Source organism: Streptomyces sp. NPDC002754, assembly GCF_053592315.1.
Genome location: NZ_JBSFVM010000010.1, coordinates 38,331 through 54,643, shown reverse-complemented (window position 1 = coordinate 54,643; position 16,313 = coordinate 38,331). Strand labels below are relative to the sequence as shown.

Annotated in this window: 17 protein-coding genes and 1 pseudogene; 8 read left to right on the top strand and 10 right to left on the bottom strand. The window is 70.1% G+C overall.

Annotated features, from left to right (window positions below; genetic code table 11):
• The first annotated feature begins 468 nt into the window (after window positions 1-468).
• Window positions 469-1,599 (top strand): magnesium and cobalt transport protein CorA, encoded by a 1,131-nt coding sequence (locus ACWD2L_RS21495; RefSeq protein ID WP_351333465.1) that lies wholly within the window; start codon window positions 469-471, stop codon window positions 1,597-1,599.
• A gap of 38 nt (window positions 1,600-1,637) precedes the next feature.
• The gene (locus ACWD2L_RS21490) at window positions 1,638-2,147 is read left to right on the top strand and encodes a hypothetical protein (protein ID WP_351333462.1); all 510 of its coding nucleotides are present in this window, start codon (window positions 1,638-1,640) and stop codon (window positions 2,145-2,147) included.
• 181 nt (window positions 2,148-2,328) lie between these two features.
• On the opposite strand, the gene ACWD2L_RS21485 is transcribed toward ACWD2L_RS21490, so the two are convergent.
• Window positions 2,329-3,027, bottom strand: a complete 699-nt coding sequence (locus ACWD2L_RS21485) for a hypothetical protein (RefSeq protein ID WP_351333594.1) — start codon at window positions 3,025-3,027, stop codon at window positions 2,329-2,331.
• Window positions 3,028-3,275: 248 nt separating this feature from the next.
• Between ACWD2L_RS21485 and ACWD2L_RS21480 the strand changes: the two genes are divergently transcribed.
• Genes ACWD2L_RS21480 through ACWD2L_RS21470 form a run of 3 tightly spaced genes read left to right on the top strand, consistent with a single transcriptional unit; the run spans window position 3,276 to window position 6,335 of the window.
• Window positions 3,276-4,598: a magnesium transporter MgtE N-terminal domain-containing protein gene (locus ACWD2L_RS21480; RefSeq protein ID WP_351333459.1), complete on the top strand. Its 1,323-nt coding sequence runs from the start codon at window positions 3,276-3,278 to the stop codon at window positions 4,596-4,598.
• The gene (locus ACWD2L_RS21475) at window positions 4,588-5,157 is read left to right on the top strand and encodes a DUF1003 domain-containing protein (protein WP_351333457.1); all 570 of its coding nucleotides are present in this window, start codon (window positions 4,588-4,590) and stop codon (window positions 5,155-5,157) included. The genes ACWD2L_RS21480 and ACWD2L_RS21475 overlap by 11 nt, the downstream gene beginning before the upstream one ends.
• A 44-nt stretch (window positions 5,158-5,201) precedes the next feature.
• A complete protein-coding gene (locus ACWD2L_RS21470; RefSeq protein ID WP_351333454.1) occupies window positions 5,202-6,335 on the top strand; it encodes an Mrp/NBP35 family ATP-binding protein in 1,134 nt (377 codons plus the stop codon).
• 74 nt (window positions 6,336-6,409) lie between these two features.
• Here ACWD2L_RS21470 and ACWD2L_RS21465 read toward each other — a convergent pair whose 3' ends face one another.
• The 5 genes and pseudogenes from ACWD2L_RS21465 to sigE all read right to left on the bottom strand — a co-directional run bounded on the left by ACWD2L_RS21465 (window position 6,410) and on the right by sigE (window position 11,164).
• Entirely contained in the window at window positions 6,410-7,087 is a 678-nt protein-coding gene (locus ACWD2L_RS21465) for a hypothetical protein (RefSeq protein WP_351333452.1), read from the bottom strand.
• A gap of 163 nt (window positions 7,088-7,250) precedes the next feature.
• On the bottom strand, window positions 7,251-7,730 hold the full coding sequence (locus ACWD2L_RS21460) for a sec-independent translocase (protein ID WP_351333450.1): 480 nt from the start codon (window positions 7,728-7,730) through the stop codon (window positions 7,251-7,253).
• A 178-nt stretch (window positions 7,731-7,908) separates the two neighbouring features.
• Window positions 7,909-9,018 (bottom strand): annotated as a pseudogene (locus ACWD2L_RS21455) (S1C family serine protease); the annotation flags it as partial.
• 362 nt (window positions 9,019-9,380) lie between these two features.
• Window positions 9,381-10,382 (bottom strand): anti-sigma factor family protein, encoded by a 1,002-nt coding sequence (locus ACWD2L_RS21450; RefSeq protein ID WP_351333448.1) that lies wholly within the window; start codon window positions 10,380-10,382, stop codon window positions 9,381-9,383.
• A complete protein-coding gene (gene sigE, locus ACWD2L_RS21445; protein ID WP_351333445.1) occupies window positions 10,379-11,164 on the bottom strand; it encodes an RNA polymerase sigma factor SigE in 786 nt (261 codons plus the stop codon). The genes ACWD2L_RS21450 and sigE overlap by 4 nt, the downstream gene beginning before the upstream one ends.
• 156 nt (window positions 11,165-11,320) lie before the next feature.
• On the opposite strand from sigE, the gene ACWD2L_RS21440 reads away from it, so the two are divergent.
• Complete coding sequence (locus tag ACWD2L_RS21440) at window positions 11,321-12,019, top strand: O-methyltransferase (protein WP_351333591.1); 699 nt, start codon at window positions 11,321-11,323, stop codon at window positions 12,017-12,019.
• Window positions 12,020-12,196: 177 nt separating this feature from the next.
• Here ACWD2L_RS21440 and ACWD2L_RS21435 read toward each other — a convergent pair whose 3' ends face one another.
• Window positions 12,197-12,364 (bottom strand): DUF3117 domain-containing protein, encoded by a 168-nt coding sequence (locus tag ACWD2L_RS21435; protein WP_266713770.1) that lies wholly within the window; start codon window positions 12,362-12,364, stop codon window positions 12,197-12,199.
• 320 nt (window positions 12,365-12,684) lie between these two features.
• Here ACWD2L_RS21435 and chcB point away from each other — a divergent pair, with 320 nt between their 5' ends.
• Window positions 12,685-13,488: a 2-cyclohexenylcarbonyl CoA isomerase gene (gene chcB / locus ACWD2L_RS21430; RefSeq protein WP_351333442.1), complete on the top strand. Its 804-nt coding sequence runs from the start codon at window positions 12,685-12,687 to the stop codon at window positions 13,486-13,488.
• 49 nt (window positions 13,489-13,537) lie between these two features.
• On the opposite strand, the gene ACWD2L_RS21425 is transcribed toward chcB, so the two are convergent.
• Window positions 13,538-14,128: a DNA-3-methyladenine glycosylase I gene (locus ACWD2L_RS21425; protein WP_351333440.1), complete on the bottom strand. Its 591-nt coding sequence runs from the start codon at window positions 14,126-14,128 to the stop codon at window positions 13,538-13,540.
• Window positions 14,125-14,526: a DivIVA domain-containing protein gene (locus ACWD2L_RS21420; RefSeq protein ID WP_351333438.1), complete on the bottom strand. Its 402-nt coding sequence runs from the start codon at window positions 14,524-14,526 to the stop codon at window positions 14,125-14,127. Before ACWD2L_RS21420 ends, ACWD2L_RS21425 begins: the two co-directional genes overlap by 4 nt.
• A 129-nt stretch (window positions 14,527-14,655) precedes the next feature.
• Here ACWD2L_RS21420 and folP point away from each other — a divergent pair, with 129 nt between their 5' ends.
• Window positions 14,656-15,516, top strand: a complete 861-nt coding sequence (gene folP, locus ACWD2L_RS21415) for a dihydropteroate synthase (protein ID WP_351333436.1) — start codon at window positions 14,656-14,658, stop codon at window positions 15,514-15,516.
• Between the two features lie 17 nt (window positions 15,517-15,533).
• On the opposite strand, the gene ACWD2L_RS21410 is transcribed toward folP, so the two are convergent.
• Entirely contained in the window at window positions 15,534-16,283 is a 750-nt protein-coding gene (locus ACWD2L_RS21410; protein ID WP_351333434.1) for an LOG family protein, read from the bottom strand.
• Window positions 16,284-16,313 lie beyond the last annotated feature (30 nt).

Genomic DNA, 16,313 nt, shown 5'->3' with positions numbered 1-16,313 from the left:
AAGGACTGGGCCCTCTTTCGTCAGTCGGCTGATAGTCTTGGCCGCTGGTCGGGACAACACGCAGTGCGTGTCCGCCGAGGGCCTTACGCGGGCCCGTCGGGAAACCGACCCGTTTCACGTCCCCCACGGGGGACCGGCCGGAGGAGGTGGGGCTGTCATGGATCGAAGTCGACCGTGCAGTACTACCCGTTCTTCCGGCCTGTAGGGCCCAGGGCCTCATCTCACCCGCAGTCAGCCGCACACCATGCTGGCCGCACCTGCCGGAAGAGCACTTCGTTCCCCTGATCTCATCGATGTCCGCCTCGGACGTCGCGATCTGAATCAGTCAGCGAAGCCGCCCAGCGTCGGTGCGGTGCTTCCCGCTTTGTGGACGTGCAGCATGTCCCGGTTCCCGGTTGACCAGGACGTCCTCATTCCGGGTGGTTCCACCCGACGCGCGGCGACTCCCGCCCGCGAAGGAGCCTGCCCATGTCGATGATGCGCGACCTGCGAGCCGCCGTCCGTCCCTCGCTGCGCAAGAGCGTCGCCCCGTACGCCAACGAGGCGCGCTCCTCTTATGACTTCACGCGGGACGCGGCGGCCTGCTCGGCCGTCGTGGACTGCGCCGTGTACCGCGACGGGGTCCGCCTCCCGTCCTCCGACTGCCTCACGCCCGGCGCGGCGAAGCGCCAGGTGCGGCGCGACGGCGGCTTCGCCTGGATCGGTCTGCACGAGCCGACCGAGGAGGAATTCGCCGGTATCGCCGCCGAGTTCGGGCTGCACCCGCTCGCCGTCGAGGACGCCGTCCACGCCCATCAGCGGCCCAAGCTGGAGCGTTACGACGACACCCTGTTCGCCGTCTTCAAGACCATCCACTACGTCGAGCACGCCGAACTCACCGCCACCAGCGAGGTCGTGGAGACCGGCGAGGTGATGTGCTTCACCGGACGGGACTTCTTCATCACCGTCCGGCACGGCGGCCAGGGCTCGCTGCGCGCGCTGCGGCACCGACTCCAGGACGACCCCGAGCTGCTCGCCAAGGGCCCGAGCGCCGTACTGCACACGGTCGCCGACCACGTCGTCGACGGATATCTGGCCGTGGCGGACGCGATGCAGGACGATATCGACGAGGTCGAGACCGAGGTCTTCTCGCAGCCCGGCAAGGGCTCCCCGCGCGGTTCGGACGCGGGCCGGATCTACCAACTCAAGCGCGAGGTACTGGAGTTCAAGCGGGCTGTCGCCCCGCTGCGGCGCCCGCTGCAACTGCTCAGCGAGCGGCCGATGCGGCTGATCGACCCGGACATCCAGAAGTACTTCCGGGACGTCGCCGACCACTTGGAGCGGGTGCAGGAGCAGGTCATCGGCTTCGACGAGCTGCTGAACTCGATCCTCCAGGCCAATCTGGCGCAGGCCTCCGTCGCCCAGAACGAGGACATGCGCAAGATCACCTCGTGGGCCGCGATCATCGCCGTACCGACCATGGTCTGCGGTGTGTACGGCATGAACTTCAAGCACATGCCGGAGCTGCACTGGCGGTACGGGTACCCGATGGTGCTCGTCCTCATCGGCGGCGTGTGTTTCGCGATCCACCGGACGCTGAAGCGCAACGGGTGGCTGTAGGGCCTGGTGCTGTCAGTGGCGCTGGCTACGCTTTCCGTATGACGACTGCTGAACTGCTCGACGCCGCCCTCGTCGAGGAGGCCACGAAGAAGTCCGGGCTGATCTGGGTGCGCGGGGAGCGGGGCGTGGAGCGGGCCCTGTGGCACGTGTGGCACGAGGGCGCGGCGTGCCTCGTCGGCGACGGGCCCGGCGAGCAGCCGCTGCCGGATCTCGTCGACGGCGGCTCGGCCCTTGTCACCGTGCGCAGCAAGGACAAGGGCGGGCGGCTTGTCGGGTGGCGGGCGAAGGTGGTCGAGCTGGCGGTGGGTACGGAGCCGTACGACGCCGTGGTGGGTGAGCTGAAGGGCAAGCGGCTCAACGCGCCCGATTCGGAGGCCATGCCGGAGCGGTGGGGGCGGGAGTGCCGAGTGCTTCGGCTTGAGCCGGTGGGCGGTCCTACGGAGCCGGTGCCCTCCGGGTCCCTGGCCGCCGTTCCCGTGGGGTCCCCCGCGACCACGCGGAATCCCGTACCGGCAGGCCTCCCGAAACTCCTGCGGCGCCGGCGTTGACGCCTCGGGGCTCCGCCCCGGACCCCGCTGCTCAATCGCCGCAGGGGCTTGATTTGCTCACCCGACCGCAGGGGCTTGCATTATCAAGCCCCTCCGGCGATTGAGGCGATCTTTTCAGCCCCGCCGGCGATTGAGGCGCGGGGTCCGGGGCGGAGCCCCGAGGCGTCAACGCCGGTGCCGGTTACGAGCCCGGCAGGGCCTGGCCGTAGTCGACCGTTTCGGTGGAGGACGGTTCACGGAGGGTGAAGCCGGTGCCCCAGTCGCTGAGTTGGATCGTGCCGGCCCCACCGGCCCGCTCCAGACGCATCGGGTACGCACCACCCTCCAGGGACACGTCGAGCGTGCCGCCCGCCCCCTTGTCACCGGTCAGCTCGACCGTACGGACGCCCCCCGCCGAGCCGCGCTCCCCCTTCGCCAGCTTGCCGTGCAGCGCGAGCAGGCCGTCGAGCAGCACGCCCTTGTCGGTAAACGTGCTCAGCCGCTGGTAGGCCGGGTCCCCCTTCGGCACCTTCACGTACTTGCCGTCGAGCTTCTGCGCGGCATTGCCCGCCCCGTGCGCCTCCTTGCCGTCCTCGGAGTGCGTCCAGAAACCGGCGCCCGCCTTGAGGTACAGGTGATCGCCGACCCGCAGCAGCCGGAACGTGCCGCCGCCGCTGCTCACCGACCCCGTGCCGCCGTCGTCCTTCAGCCGCATGTCCAGCTTGTACGTCTTCTTGTTGACGACCACCGTCCCGGCGACGTGCACCGCGTCGGCGCCGCGGGCCGCCTTGACCGTACGGGACTGGATCTTGGCCGCGGTCAGCTTGCCGACCCCGTTCGTCCCCGCGTCCGGGTCCTCCTCGCTGCACGCCGCGAGGCCCACCGCGAGCCCCGTGCACATCACGCCCACCACGAGTGTCCTGCGGCTACGTCGGGTGAGGGGGCGCAGGGTCACGGGCGGACTACCTCTCGTACGGCAGCTGGGGTGCGGGCAGGTACGGCAGCGTACCCCCGCGATCTTCGGTTACCCGCCGGGGCAGGTGGCCGACGCGCAAAGGCGCGGGGAACGGGGAACGGCTAGCCTGGGCGGGAAATTGCCCGTATATCCGGATGAATGGGAATGAGGAACGGAAGGAGGCGCGCGACGGTATGGCTGGAGGCGTTCCCCGGATCTTCGTGTCGCACCTCTCCGGCATCGCCGTCTTCGACCCGAACGGTGATCAGGTGGGTCGCGTACGCGACCTGGTGGCGATATTGCGCGTGAGCCGCAGACCGCCGCGGCTGCTCGGCCTCGTCGTCGAACTGTCGACCCGGCGGCGGATCTTCCTGCCGATGACCCGTGTCACCGGGATCGAATCGGGCCAGGTCATCACCACCGGCGTGCTCAACGTCCGCCGCTTCGAACAGCGGCCCACCGAGCGTCTGGTCCTCGGCGAGATGCTCGACCGGCGCGTACGGCTCGTGGAGAGCGACGAGGAGGTCACCGTCCTCGACGTCTCCATCCAGCAGTTGCCCGCGCGCCGCGACTGGGAGATCGACCGGGTCTTCGTACGGAAGAACTCCCCGAAGCGCGGCGCGTTCCGGCGCGCCAAGGGAGAGACGATCACCGTCGACTGGTCGGGCGTCGACGGCTTCAACCTGGAGGAGCACGGACAGGGCGCGGAGAGCCTGCTCGCCACGTTCGAGCAGTTGCGCCCCGCCGACCTCGCCAACGTCCTGCACCACCTCTCCCCCAAGCGCCGCGCGGAGGTCGCCGCGGCGCTCAGCAACGAACGCCTGGCCGATGTCCTGGAGGAGCTTCCCGAGGACGACCAGATCGAGGTGCTCGGCAAGCTGAAGGAGGAGCGCGCCGCCGACGTCCTGGAGGAGATGGACCCGGACGACGCCGCCGACCTCCTCGGCGAACTCCCCGAGGACGACAAGGAACGCCTCCTCGACCTGATGAAGCCCAGCGAGGCGGCGGACGTGCGGCGCCTGATGGCGTACGAGGACCGGACCGCGGGCGGCCTGATGACGACCGAGCCGATCGTGCTGCGCCCCGACTCGACGGTCGCGGAGGCCCTCGCCCGCATCCGCAATCCCGACCTGTCCCCCGCGCTCGCCGCGCAGGTGTACGTGTGCCGGCCCCCGGACGAGACGCCGACCGGCAAGTACCTGGGCACGATCCACTTCCAGCGGCTGCTCCGCGACCCGCCGTACACGATGGTCAGTTCGATCCTCGACGAAGATCTGCAGGCACTGACCCCCCAGGCGCAGCTTCCGGAGATCGCCGGGTTCTTCGCGACGTACGACATGGTGGCCGCGCCCGTCGTCGACGACAGCGGCTCGCTGCTCGGCGCCGTGACCGTGGACGACGTACTGGACCACATGCTGCCCGAGGACTGGCGCGAGCAGGAGTTCCACCCCCGGGCCTTCGGCTTCGTTCCAGCAGGTGGGACCCCCTTCACCGGGGAGGTGAACCATGCCGACTGAGGAACGCGAACGCGACGCCCCGCGCAGGCCGCGCATCCGGCTCGACCAGCCGCTCGCGCCGAAGCGGAAGCTGATCCCCGATTACGATCCCGAGGCCTTCGGCAGGCTCTCGGAGCGCATCGCACGCTTCTTGGGGACGGGCCGGTTCATCGTCTGGATGACGGTGCTCATCGTCGTGTGGGTGGTGTGGAACATCGTCGCGCCCCCCGATCTGCGCTTCGACCAGTACCCGTTCATCTTCCTGACGCTGATGCTGTCGCTGCAGGCCTCGTACGCCGCCCCGCTGATCCTGCTCGCGCAGAACCGGCAGGACGACCGCGACAAGGTCAACCTCGAACAGGACCGCAAACAGAACGAGCGCTCCATCGCCGACACCGAGTATCTGAGCCGCGAGATGGCGGCCCTGCGGATCGGCCTCGGCGAGGTCGCGACGCGCGACTGGATCCGCTCCGAGCTGCAGGACCTCATCAAGGAGATGGAGGAACAGCGGCAGTCCGGTCGGGGGCCCGGCGTATTCCCCGCCGAGCGGACGCGGGGACGTGACGTAGACGACCGGTGACAGGGCTTTCCGGGTGCGGGTTACCCCGCCGTAGACTCGGGTGCATGGCTACGGAAGACGCGGTGCGCGAGGCACTCGCGACAGTGAACGACCCCGAGATCAACCGGCCCATCACCGAGTTGGGGATGGTCAAATCGGTGGACATCGGTGCGGACGGCAGTGTCGCGGTCACCGTGTATCTGACCGTCTCGGGCTGTCCGATGCGCTCGACGATCGAGAACAACGTGCGGGACGCCGTCGCGGCCGTCGAGGGCGTGACCCGGGTCGACGTCACCCTCGACGTGATGAGCGACGAGCAGCGCAAGGAGCTGGCGACCGCGCTGCGCGGCGGCACCGCCGAGCGGGAGGTCCCGTTCGCCAAGCCGGGCTCGCTGACGCGCGTGTACGCGGTGGCCTCCGGCAAGGGCGGCGTCGGCAAGTCCTCGGTGACCGTGAACCTGGCGGCGGCGCTCGCCGCCGACGGCCTGAAGGTCGGCGTCGTCGACGCGGACATCTACGGACACAGCATCCCGCGCATGCTGGGCGCCGACGGCAAGCCCACCCAGGTCGAGGACATGATCATGCCGCCGTCGGCGAACGGCGTGAAGGTCATCTCGATCGGCATGTTCACGCCGGGCAACGCGCCGGTCGTGTGGCGCGGACCGATGCTGCACCGCGCGCTCCAGCAGTTCCTCGCGGACGTGTTCTGGGGCGACCTGGACGTGCTCCTGCTCGACCTGCCGCCCGGCACCGGCGACATCGCCATCTCCATCGCCCAGTTGGTCCCGAACGCCGAGATCCTGGTCGTCACCACGCCGCAGCAGGCCGCCGCCGAGGTCGCCGAGCGGGCCGGCTCGATCGCCGTGCAGACCCACCAGAAGATCGTCGGCGTCGTCGAGAACATGTCGGGGCTGCCCTGCCCGCACTGCGGCGAGATGGTCGACGTGTTCGGCACGGGCGGCGGGAAGCTGGTCGCCGAGGGCCTGACCAGGACCACGGGCGCCGAGGTGCCGGTGCTCGGCTCCATCCCCATCGACGTACGCCTGCGCGAGGGCGGCGACGAGGGCAGGCCGATCGTGCTCACCAACCCGGAGTCCCCGGCGGGCTCGGCGCTGCGCGAGATCGCGGACAAGCTCAGCGGGCGCCAGCGCGGCCTCTCGGGCATGTCGCTCGGGATCACGCCGCGCAACAAGTTCTGACGAGACGCCCATCGTGTCTCTGAGACACGAACAGAACGGCGGGCCGCCCATCCCGGGCGGCCCGCCGTTCTTCGTTACGCGTCCGGTTCCGGTTCCGGTTCCAGCGCCGCGATGTCCTTCACGACGGAGAACCCGAGCCCGTACGCACTCATGCCGCGCCCGTACGCGCCGAGGTGCACCCCGGCCTGCGTGGATCCTGCGAGCACCCAGCCGTACTCGGACTCCCGGTAGTGGAACGGGGTCGGCACCCCGTCCACCGGCAGCGTCAGCGTCGCCCAGTCGTCGGACGCGAGATCGTCCGCGAGCACCCACGCCGTCTCGGTCTGCTGCTCCAGCCAGTCGTCGCGCAGTGTGTGGTCCATCTGCACCGGCCAGGTGTAGGAGAGCAGCCCGACGCCGGCGAGCCAGGCCGCCGAGGAGACGGACGTGGCCTCCAGGACGCCGGTACCGTCGGCGGTGCGCCGTACCGGATTGGCGGCGACGGTCACCACGGCCGCGAACCGCTCGCTGTCCTCGGTGAGCTCGCTGCGTACGGAGGGCTCGTCACCGTGCCCGATCGAACCGTGCTCGACGGAACCGTCCGCCGTGGTGCCGACCTGCATCAGCCAACGCGGTCCCGTGAAGGCCTCGTCGAGGCCGTACCACGGGAAGGGCGCCAGCAGGTAGCCGTCGACCGTGCGCCGGGCCGCGAGGGCCTCGCCGGCCCCCTCGGTGGCCGGCGCCTGCGCGCCTACCCGACTCGTCGTCTCCATGTACCCGGCCGCCTCCTCGTCAGTTACGGACCGGCGCGGCCCGCCCCCCTCGGGCGTCCTCACGTCCGCTCCGCGCAACAAGAAGGCAGGATGCCACACCGGGTCCGCGGGGCCCGGTTTCGTCAGGCGTGGTTCAGCCGCGTTCGGGGTGGTTCGGGGTGGTTCAGGTCGCGTCCGCGTCGAAGGGCGGCGGGTCGATGGCGGCCGGCTTCCCGGACTTCTCGGGAGCCTTGCTCATGTCGACCGCCTCGGGGCGCTTCTGCATGTCCACGCGGCCACCGCCGCCGGACGGACTCGACGATCCGGAGTCCTCCAGCTCGCCGACGGTGCGCGCCGCGTCGGAGACGTCGGCCATTTCCTTCTTCAGGTCGAAGCCGTTGCGAATCTCCTTGAGCCCCAGCTCGTCACTGTCCAGCTGCTTGCGGATGAACGTCTTGGGGTTCAGGTCCTCGAACTCGAAATCCTTGAATTCCGGGCCGAGTTCGTCGCGAATGTCCTGCTTCGCACTGTCCGAGAAATCCCGGATCTTACGGATGGTGCGTGAAACGTCCTGAATGACCTTCGGGAGCTTGTCGGGGCCGAATACGAGAACGGCCAGCACGACGATCGCCACGACCTCCAGCGGGCCAATATCGTTGAACACCTTGCACTCCTAGCGTGTCCTCGGCCCGCGGTCGAACATCAGCAGCAGGTCTTCGGCAGGGTCCGGCAGCGGACCCGGTCCACGGTACCCGGCCCACCTGTCCATTCGGTAGCCACCGGACCACCTCCAGGATCTCGCATCCCACGCCATGACCGGTCAAGAACCGGTCAGATGTCGGTCAGCCGTCGTCGGCGGAACCGAGAACGAGCGACATTTCCCGCTCTTTTCCGTCCCGTTCGACCGTGACAACCAGTTTGTCCTTGGGGCGGTGCGTACGGATCTTGACGATCAACTCCTGGCCGGTGTGCACGCGGACGCCGTCGACCTCGGTGATCACATCGCCCGGCTCGATGCCCGCCTTGGCGCCGGGGCCGCCCGGGTTGACGGCCGAGCCGCCGCTGTTGCCCTTCGAGCCGACGCGGGCGCCGTCGCCCGAGAAGTCCATGTCGAGGGTGACCCCGATCACCGGATGTGTCGCCCGCCCGGCGTTGATCAGCTCCTCCGCCACGCGTTTCGCCTGGTTGACCGGGATCGCGAAGCCGAGGCCGATGGAGCCCGACTGCCCCTCCGGCAGCTCCGAACCGCCGGTGTCGGCCGACCGGATCGCGCTGTTGATGCCGATCACGCGGGCCTTCCCGTCGACCAGCGGGCCGCCCGAGTTGCCCGGGTTGATGGGTGCGTCGGTCTGTAGCGCGTCCACGTAGCTGACGTCGCTTCCGTCGCCCTTCCCGCCGCCCGCCGTGACGGGCCGGCCCTTGGCACTGATGATGCCGGAGGTGACCGTGTTCGCCAGGTCGAAGGGGGCGCCGACGGCTACGACCGGGTCGCCCACCTGCACGTTCTCCGAGTTGCCGAGCGGCAGCGGCTTGAGCCCGTGCACCCCGGACACCTTGATCACGGCGAGGTCGTAGCCGTTGTCGTGCCCGACCGGATCCGCGCGGGCGCTCTCACCGCTGGAGAACGTGACCGATATCTCACCGTCGGAGTCGGCCGGCGAGACGACGTGATTGTTCGTGAGGATGTGTCCCTGGCCGTCGAGCACGAAGCCGGTGCCGGTGCCCTGCTCCGAAGAACCCGAGGTGTGGATGGTGACGACGCCCGGCAGGGTGCGCGCCGCGATACCTGCCACGCTGCCGGGATCCCGGTGCGTGGACTCGACGCCGGCCTGCGGCAGTTGAATGCTCGCCCCGACCCCGACCCGCTCCATATACTCCCCGATCCCCCCACCAACGCCTCCGGCGACGAGGGCGACGACAACGGCCCCGAGCACGAGCCGACGCTTACACCGAGACCGAACCTGCTCAAGCCCCTGCGGCGATTGAGCAGGCTTTTCGAGCCCCTGAGACCGGTCGGTATCTTCAAGCCCGTGCCGCCGGTCGGTATTTTCAAGCCCCTGCGGCGATTGAGCAGGCTCTTCAAGCCCGTGCGGCCGGTCGGTATTCTCAAGCCCCTGCGGCGATTGAGCAGCGGGGTCCGGGGCGGAGCCCCGTGGCGTAGGGACAGCTCCGGCCGCGCCGCAGCCCACCGACCCGCCTTCGGCCTCGTCCATAACCCGCCGCTCTCCCCACACCTGGCCCACGGCCCACGGCACCGGCACCGCACCGCCTCACCTGGATTCAACCAGGTTCGACGGCGCGGGCGCAGAGAGTGTCAGCGCAGCGACGAAGGACGGGACGACGCGGTCGGCGACGAAGCCGAGGCAGCGGTAAGGCCGGGCCCTGTCGCCCCGAAGGCGATGCCGTCGGACGAGGCCGAGGGCGATCCGGTGGGCCGTGGCGCGACCGAGACCGCGACAGCGGGGGCGGCGGTGGGACGTATGAGAGGCGACATACGGGCCGCACCGGCCAACAACGGCGTCGAGAACGGATAGCCCGCACTCTCCGCATGGCCCCCGCCCGGCAGCAGCGGCGCTCCCGCCCCGGTCGGCGAGACCGGCGCCGCGAGGGCGCCCCCGCGCTGACCGAGCAGCGAGGAACCCGACCTGCGGCGCTGCGTGTCCGAAGCCGCGGCGGCACCCGACGACTGACTGCGCAGCGGCGTGACATTGCTGCCGGATCCACCACCGCGCGCGTCGGAGCTGTCGACCGGAGCCGCGGTCGTCACCCCGCCGAGCGCGATCGCGGCGAGCGACACCGCACCGGCCGCGGCGAAAGCGAAGCGGCGGGAGCGCGAGCCCCGGTCGCTCTCGTGCCGGTCGGCGCGGGCCACTTCGTGGATGCGGAAGCCGTGCTGGTCGCTGGGGAGGACGGCGGCGTGCGCGCCGGAGGGCGCGTAGCCGAAGGGCTCCGGGTCTACGTCGAAGACTCCCTGGCCGAAGCCCCGGATTCCGCCGAGGGGTCGGCCACTGCCGAATCCGCCTCCCCCGAACGGTGGGGTGCCACCGCCCTTGTCACCTCCTGCGGGCAGTCCCTGGAGGCGGGCGAGAAAGCTGTCGGAGGGCGGCGGCGGGGCTGCCTGCGCGAAGACGCTCTTGAGGCGGCGCTGGGCGTCGGCCTCGGCCTTGCATTTGGCACAGGTCGCCAGGTGCGCGAGGACGCGCTCACGGGCGTCGTGGTCCAACTCGCCGTCGACCAGGGCGGCCAGCCTGTCCCCCAGGTGTTCGTCGGCCGCGGTCTGTTGGCGTTCGGCAGGATTGAGACGTGATCCACTCACGCGGTCGCGCCCCCTCCTCCGAGGACAGGGAAGGCCCCCGTCCGACCGGCGCCCGCGAGCGTGCGGCGCTCCTTGCGGGCTTCGGGCGAGCGGTGCTGCAGCGCCTTGCGCAGCTGCGAACGGCCTCGGTGGATACGGCTGCGGACCGTGCCCAACTTCACACCGAGGGTCGCGGCGATCTCCTCGTAGGAGAGGCCCTCGATGTCGCACAGAACGACGGCGGCGCGGAACTCGGGCGCGAGGGTGTCCAGCGCCTGCTGGACGTCGGCGTCGAAGTGCGCGTCGTTGAACACCTGCTGCGGTGACGGCTCTCTGCTGGGCAGCCGCTCCGCGGCGTCGTCACCCAGCGCGTCGAAACGGATGCGCTGCTTGCGACGGACCATGTCGAGGAACAGGTTCGTGGTGATGCGGTGCAGCCAGCCCTCGAAGGTGCCGGGCGTGTACGTCGAGAGCGAACGGAAGACACGGACGAAGACCTCTTGTGTGAGGTCCTCCGCATCGTGCTGGTTCCCCGTCAGGCGGTACGCGAGACGGTAGACGCGGCCACTGTGCGTGCTGACGATCTCCTCCCACGAGGGGGGAGTCCACGCCTGCGAGTCCGCATCGGCGGCAAAGGTCGCGGTCTGTGCGGAGTCAACGGTGCGGATTCGGTCAGCGGTGTTGGTCACGGATTTCGGCTCACCCGCCGACCTGAGAAGACGCCGAAGCCTTCCTCTCCGATCCACAGGCGCAGCCGCACCTCCCCTATCGGCTCTGGTGGTGTCCAGTGGAGCACCTACCATAACCACTCCGTCCGTTAGCTCCGGATAAGCGTTTTTACTCAGATTTGCCGGTCGGTTCTCGACCGCCGCCCGCACGGCTGCCGCCATCGCGTTCTTCCCCGGTGTTCCCCTTGTCCAGCCTGCTCTTTCCCCCTGCCTGTTCAAACGCGCGGTCCCATCTGCGAGTTCCCGCCACCAACGGATAAAGTCACGCGCAGGCATCCACGGGGACGGGAGAGGGCCATTACCGGCAACCGGCAGACGAGTTGGGCGTTCGCCGACGCCTTTGTCGCCGAGGACGACGCGACTCGCTGGGCCCGCGACCGGGCCCGCGAGGCAGGGCTGTGCCCGGTGTCCCCCGGCGCGGGCGCGACGTTGGGGATGCTCGCTGCCACGGTAGGGGCGAAGGCCGTCGCCGAGATCGGTACGGGCACGGGCGTGTCCGGGCTCCACCTGCTGCACGGGATGCGGCCCGACGGCGTGCTCACCACGGTCGATCCCGAGCCGGAGCGGCAGCAGTTCGCGCGCCAGACGTTCCGCGCGGCCGGCTTCGCCACCAACCGGGCCCGGTTCATCCCGGGCCGCGCCCTCGATGTGCTGCCGCGGCTCGCCGACAGCGGGTACGACCTGGTCTTCTGCGACGGCGACCGGATGGAGTGCCTCGACTACCTCGCTGAATCGTTGCGCCTGCTCCGGACCGGTGGCCTGGTCGTCTTCCAGGGGGTCCTCGCCGAAGGGCGGACCGTCGACGCGGGGCCGCAGCCGGTGGAAGTGGTGCGCCAGCGCGAGCTCCTGCGGGCCGTACGGGAGAGCCCCGAGCTGATGGCCTCGGTACTGCCGGTCGGCGACGGGCTGCTCTGTGCCGTGAAGCGCTGACCCGGGCGCGGCGACACCCCGGACCCTCTGCCCTCTGCCCACACGACCGCCCGCACGCACGACTGCCCCGGCACCACATGGGTGCCGGGGCAGTCGAAAAGGTATGGTCGCTCGCGCGTCAGCCGACGACCGGCCCAACCCCGCCTCGGCGGGGCATGGACGCGGATGCAGAAGGTGTCAGCCCACTACCTTCTTCAGTTCGTCGCCGAGGGCGCTCGCCTCGTCCGGCGTCAGCTCGACCACGAGCCGACCGCCGCCTTCGAGCGGAACGCGCATGACGATGCCCCGCCCCTCCTTGGTCACCTCGAGCGGGCCGTCACCCGTCCGCGGCTTCATGGCCGCCATGCTCGTTCCCCTTCCTGAAACCAGCTCATCGTCAGCCGACGGCCCTCAGAGTGGGCACACGTCACCGGCATCGAACACATTGCTTCCAGGTCATTATCCCGCATCGCGGGACCCGATGACCAACATCGGTCGGCATCGCTTGCACAACGCGCTCGACCAAAACCCCTCAATTCGGGGATCCGACTGCGATACTGCGCCATCTTCGGACCCCGGCTGAGGCCAATTCGTTAGACGCAGGTCACATGCCGAGAGCGTTCCATGGGTCGTGATCTACGTCATGCTGAGCACGGACGACTGAGCGACCGCATAGGAGGAGTCCCATGGCCGACACCGTGCTCTACGAGGTGAGCGACGGGCTCGCGACGATCACGCTGAACCGCCCCGAGGCGATGAACGCGATGAACACCGAGGCCAAGGTCGCACTCCGCGACGCGGTGCAGGCGGCCGCCGCCGACGAGACGGTACGGGCGGTGCTTCTGACTGCGTCCGGCGACCGGGCGTTTTGCGTGGGTCAGGACCTCAAGGAGCACGTCGGCTCGCTGCTCGCGGACCAGGAGTCCGGCGAGGGCCGCACCATGAGCACGGTGCGCGAGCACTACAACCCGATCGTGCGAGCCCTGACCCAGATGCCGAAGCCCGTGGTGGCCGCGGTGAACGGCGTGGCGGCCGGTGCCGGGTTCGGGTTCGCGCTCTGTGCCGACTACCGGATCGTGGCGGACAGCGCGTCGTTCAACACCTCGTTCGCGGGCGTGGCGCTCACCGCCGACTCCGGGGTCTCTTGGACGCTGCCGCGCCTGATCGGCCCCGGCCGCGCGGCCGACCTACTGCTCTTCCCGCGCTCCTTGAAGGCCCAGGAGGCGTACGAGCTGGGGATCGCGAGCCGGCTCGTGCCTGCCGCCGAGCTCGCCGAAGAGGCCAGGAAGACGGCGCGCACCCTCGCCGAGGGCCCGACCGTCGCCTACGCCGCGCTGAAGGAGTCCGTCGCCTTCGCCGGGGACCACTCCCTCGACGAGGCGCTCGACAAGGAGGACGAGCTGCAGGCGCGGGCCGGCGCCTCCGAGGACCACACCATCGCGGTGCGGGCCTTCTTGGCGAAGGAGCAGCCGGTGTACCTGGGACGGTGAGCGGTCCCCTGGCGTCGCCGGTGCCGTGCGCTCGTGCGGCCCCGCGCCCCTATGGGGCGCGGTACGCACAGTCCGCCAGGTGGTCGTTGACCAGGCCGCAGGCCTGCATCAGCGCGTAGGCCGTCGTCGGGCCGACGAAACGCAGACCGCGCTTCTTGAGTTCCTTGGAGAGCGCCTTCGACTCGTCGGTGATCGCCGCCACGTCGCCGAGCTCTTTCGGGGCCGGGCGGGTGACGGCGTCCGGCGCGTACGACCAGATGAGCTTGTCCAGGTCGCCGGGCGACCAGTCCACGAGCACGCGCGCGTTGGCAAGCGTCGCGTCGATCTTGGCGCGGTTGCGGATGATGCCGACGTCGGCGAGCAGGCGCTCGCGGTCGGCGTCCGTGAAGGCCGCCACGTCCGCGATCTTGAAGCCGGAGAACGCGGCGCGGAAGCCCTCGCGGCGCCTGAGGATCGTGATCCAGGACAGGCCCGACTGGAAAGCCTCCAGACAGAGCCGCTCGAACAGCGCGTCGTCGCCGTGGACCGGGCGGCCCCACTCCTCGTCGTGGTACGCGACGTAGTCCTCGGTCGAGAGACCCCAGGGGCAGCGCGGCTTTCCGTCGGGGCCCGGGACGGCTCCCCCTGTCGGCTCGCTCACCGGAACCCCTCCCCCGTCTCGTATCCGAACCCGTACTCACCAGGTGGCGCGTAGCCCGTGTCGGGGCCCCGCTCCTTCGGCTGCGGGCCGGCCCGGGTGTGGGCCGAGGTGAGGGCGGCCTCCAGCTCCGTGATGCGCGCGTCCCGCTCGGCCAGTTCGGCGCCGAGACGGTCCAGCGCCTCGTCCACCTCCGCCATCCGGTAGCCACGCACCGCCGTGGGCAGCCGGAGCGCCTCCAGGTCGGCCGGGGCCAGGGGGCGGTCGGGCGGCAGCGGGTCCGCGTAGAACTGGGACGGCTCGTCGCGCAGCGCCCCGCTGTCGCCGCCGCCGATGACCGCGAACGTCACGGCCGCGATCACCACGACCAGCGCGGCGACCAGAAACAAGAACATGACCATGTCTGCCGTCCCCTGGGTCCGAACGGGCCGTGCGGCCCTCAACCGTCAGGCTTCGATCGTGCCATGCCGCACTGACAGTTAAGGTCGCAGACGACGCTCAACCAGGAACGAGAAGGAGAGTCACAGGGGATGCTCAGGCTGGGCCAGCACGAATTCGGTGCGCACGAGCCGGTGATCATGGCGATCGTGAACCGGACCCCGGACTCGTTCTACGACCAGGGCGCCACGTTCCGGGACGAGCCCGCGCTCGCCCGCGTCGAGCAGGCGGTGGCCGAGGGCGCCATGATCGTGGACATCGGTGGCGTGAAGGCAGGACCCGGCGAGGAGGTCACCGCCGAGGAGGAGGCGCGGCGGACCGTCGGCTTCGTCGCCGAGGTGCGGCGCCGCTTCCCCGACGTGATCATCAGCGTCGACACCTGGCGGCACGAGGTCGGCGACGCCGTGTGCGAGGTGGGCGCGGATCTGCTCAACGACGCGTGGGGCGGCGTCGACCCGAAGCTCGCGGAGGTCGCGGCGCGCCACCAGGTGGGCCTCGTGTGCACGCACGCGGGCGGCGCCGAGCCCCGCACGCGCCCGCACCGGGTGACGTACGAGGACGTGATGGCGGACATTCTGGATGTGACGGTCGGATACGCGGAGCGGGCCGTCGCCCTCGGGGTGCCGCGCGAGTCCGTGCTGATCGATCCCGGCCACGACTTCGGTAAGAACACGCGGCACTCCCTGGAGGCGACGCGGCGGCTTCCGGAGATGGTCGACACGGGGTGGCCGGTGCTCGTCTCGCTGTCCAACAAGGACTTCGTGGGCGAGACCCTCGACAAGTCGGTCAAGGAGCGCGTCATCGGGACGCTGGCCACGACCGCGGTGTCGGCCTGGCTCGGGGCGCAGGTCTACCGGGTGCACGAAGTCGCCGAGACGCGGCAGGTGCTGGACATGGTGGCGTCCATCGCGGGACACCGGCCCCCGGCGGTCGCCCGCCGGGGACTCGCGTAACGGCCCGCTGAAGGGGCCTACTTGCCCGTCTCCTTGGTGACCAGCGTGATCGCCTCCTCCACGTCGTCCGTGATGTGGAACAGCATCAGATCCACCTCTGAGGCCTTGCCCTGGGCGATCACCGTGTTCTTCAGCCAGTCGACCAGACCGCTCCAGTACTGCGAGCCGAAGAGGACGATCGGGAAGCGCGTCACCTTCGTGGTCTGCACGAGGGTGAGCGCCTCGAAGAGCTCGTCCAGGGTGCCGAGGCCGCCGGGGAGCACCACGAAGCCCTGGGCGTACTTCACGAACATCGTCTTCCGTACGAAGAAGTAGCGGAAGTTCAGGCCCAGGTCGACGTACGGGTTGAGGCCCTGCTCGAAGGGCAGCTCGATGCCGAGGCCGACCGAGGTGCCCTTGGCCTCCACGGCGCCCTGGTTGGCCGCCTGCATGGCGCCGGGGCCGCCACCGGTGATCACCGCGAACCCGGCCTCCACCAGCGCCTTGCCGATGGCGACGCCCGCCGCGTACTCCGGGGAGTCCTCCGGGGTGCGCGCCGAGCCGAACACGCTGATCGCGGGCGGCAGTTCGGCGAGCGTGCCGAAGCCCTCGATGAACTCCGACTGGATGCGCAGGACCCGCCACGGGTCGGTGTGCACCCACCCCGAGGGGCCTTCGGTGTCGAGCAGACGCTGGTCGCTCGTCCCTGGCTGCATCTGGTCACGGCGCCGGACCACCGGCCCCGTCCGCTGCTCCACGGGACGTCGCTTGCCCTCCGGGTTGCTCATCGTCTGCTCCCTTCCTGCGTGCATTTCGTG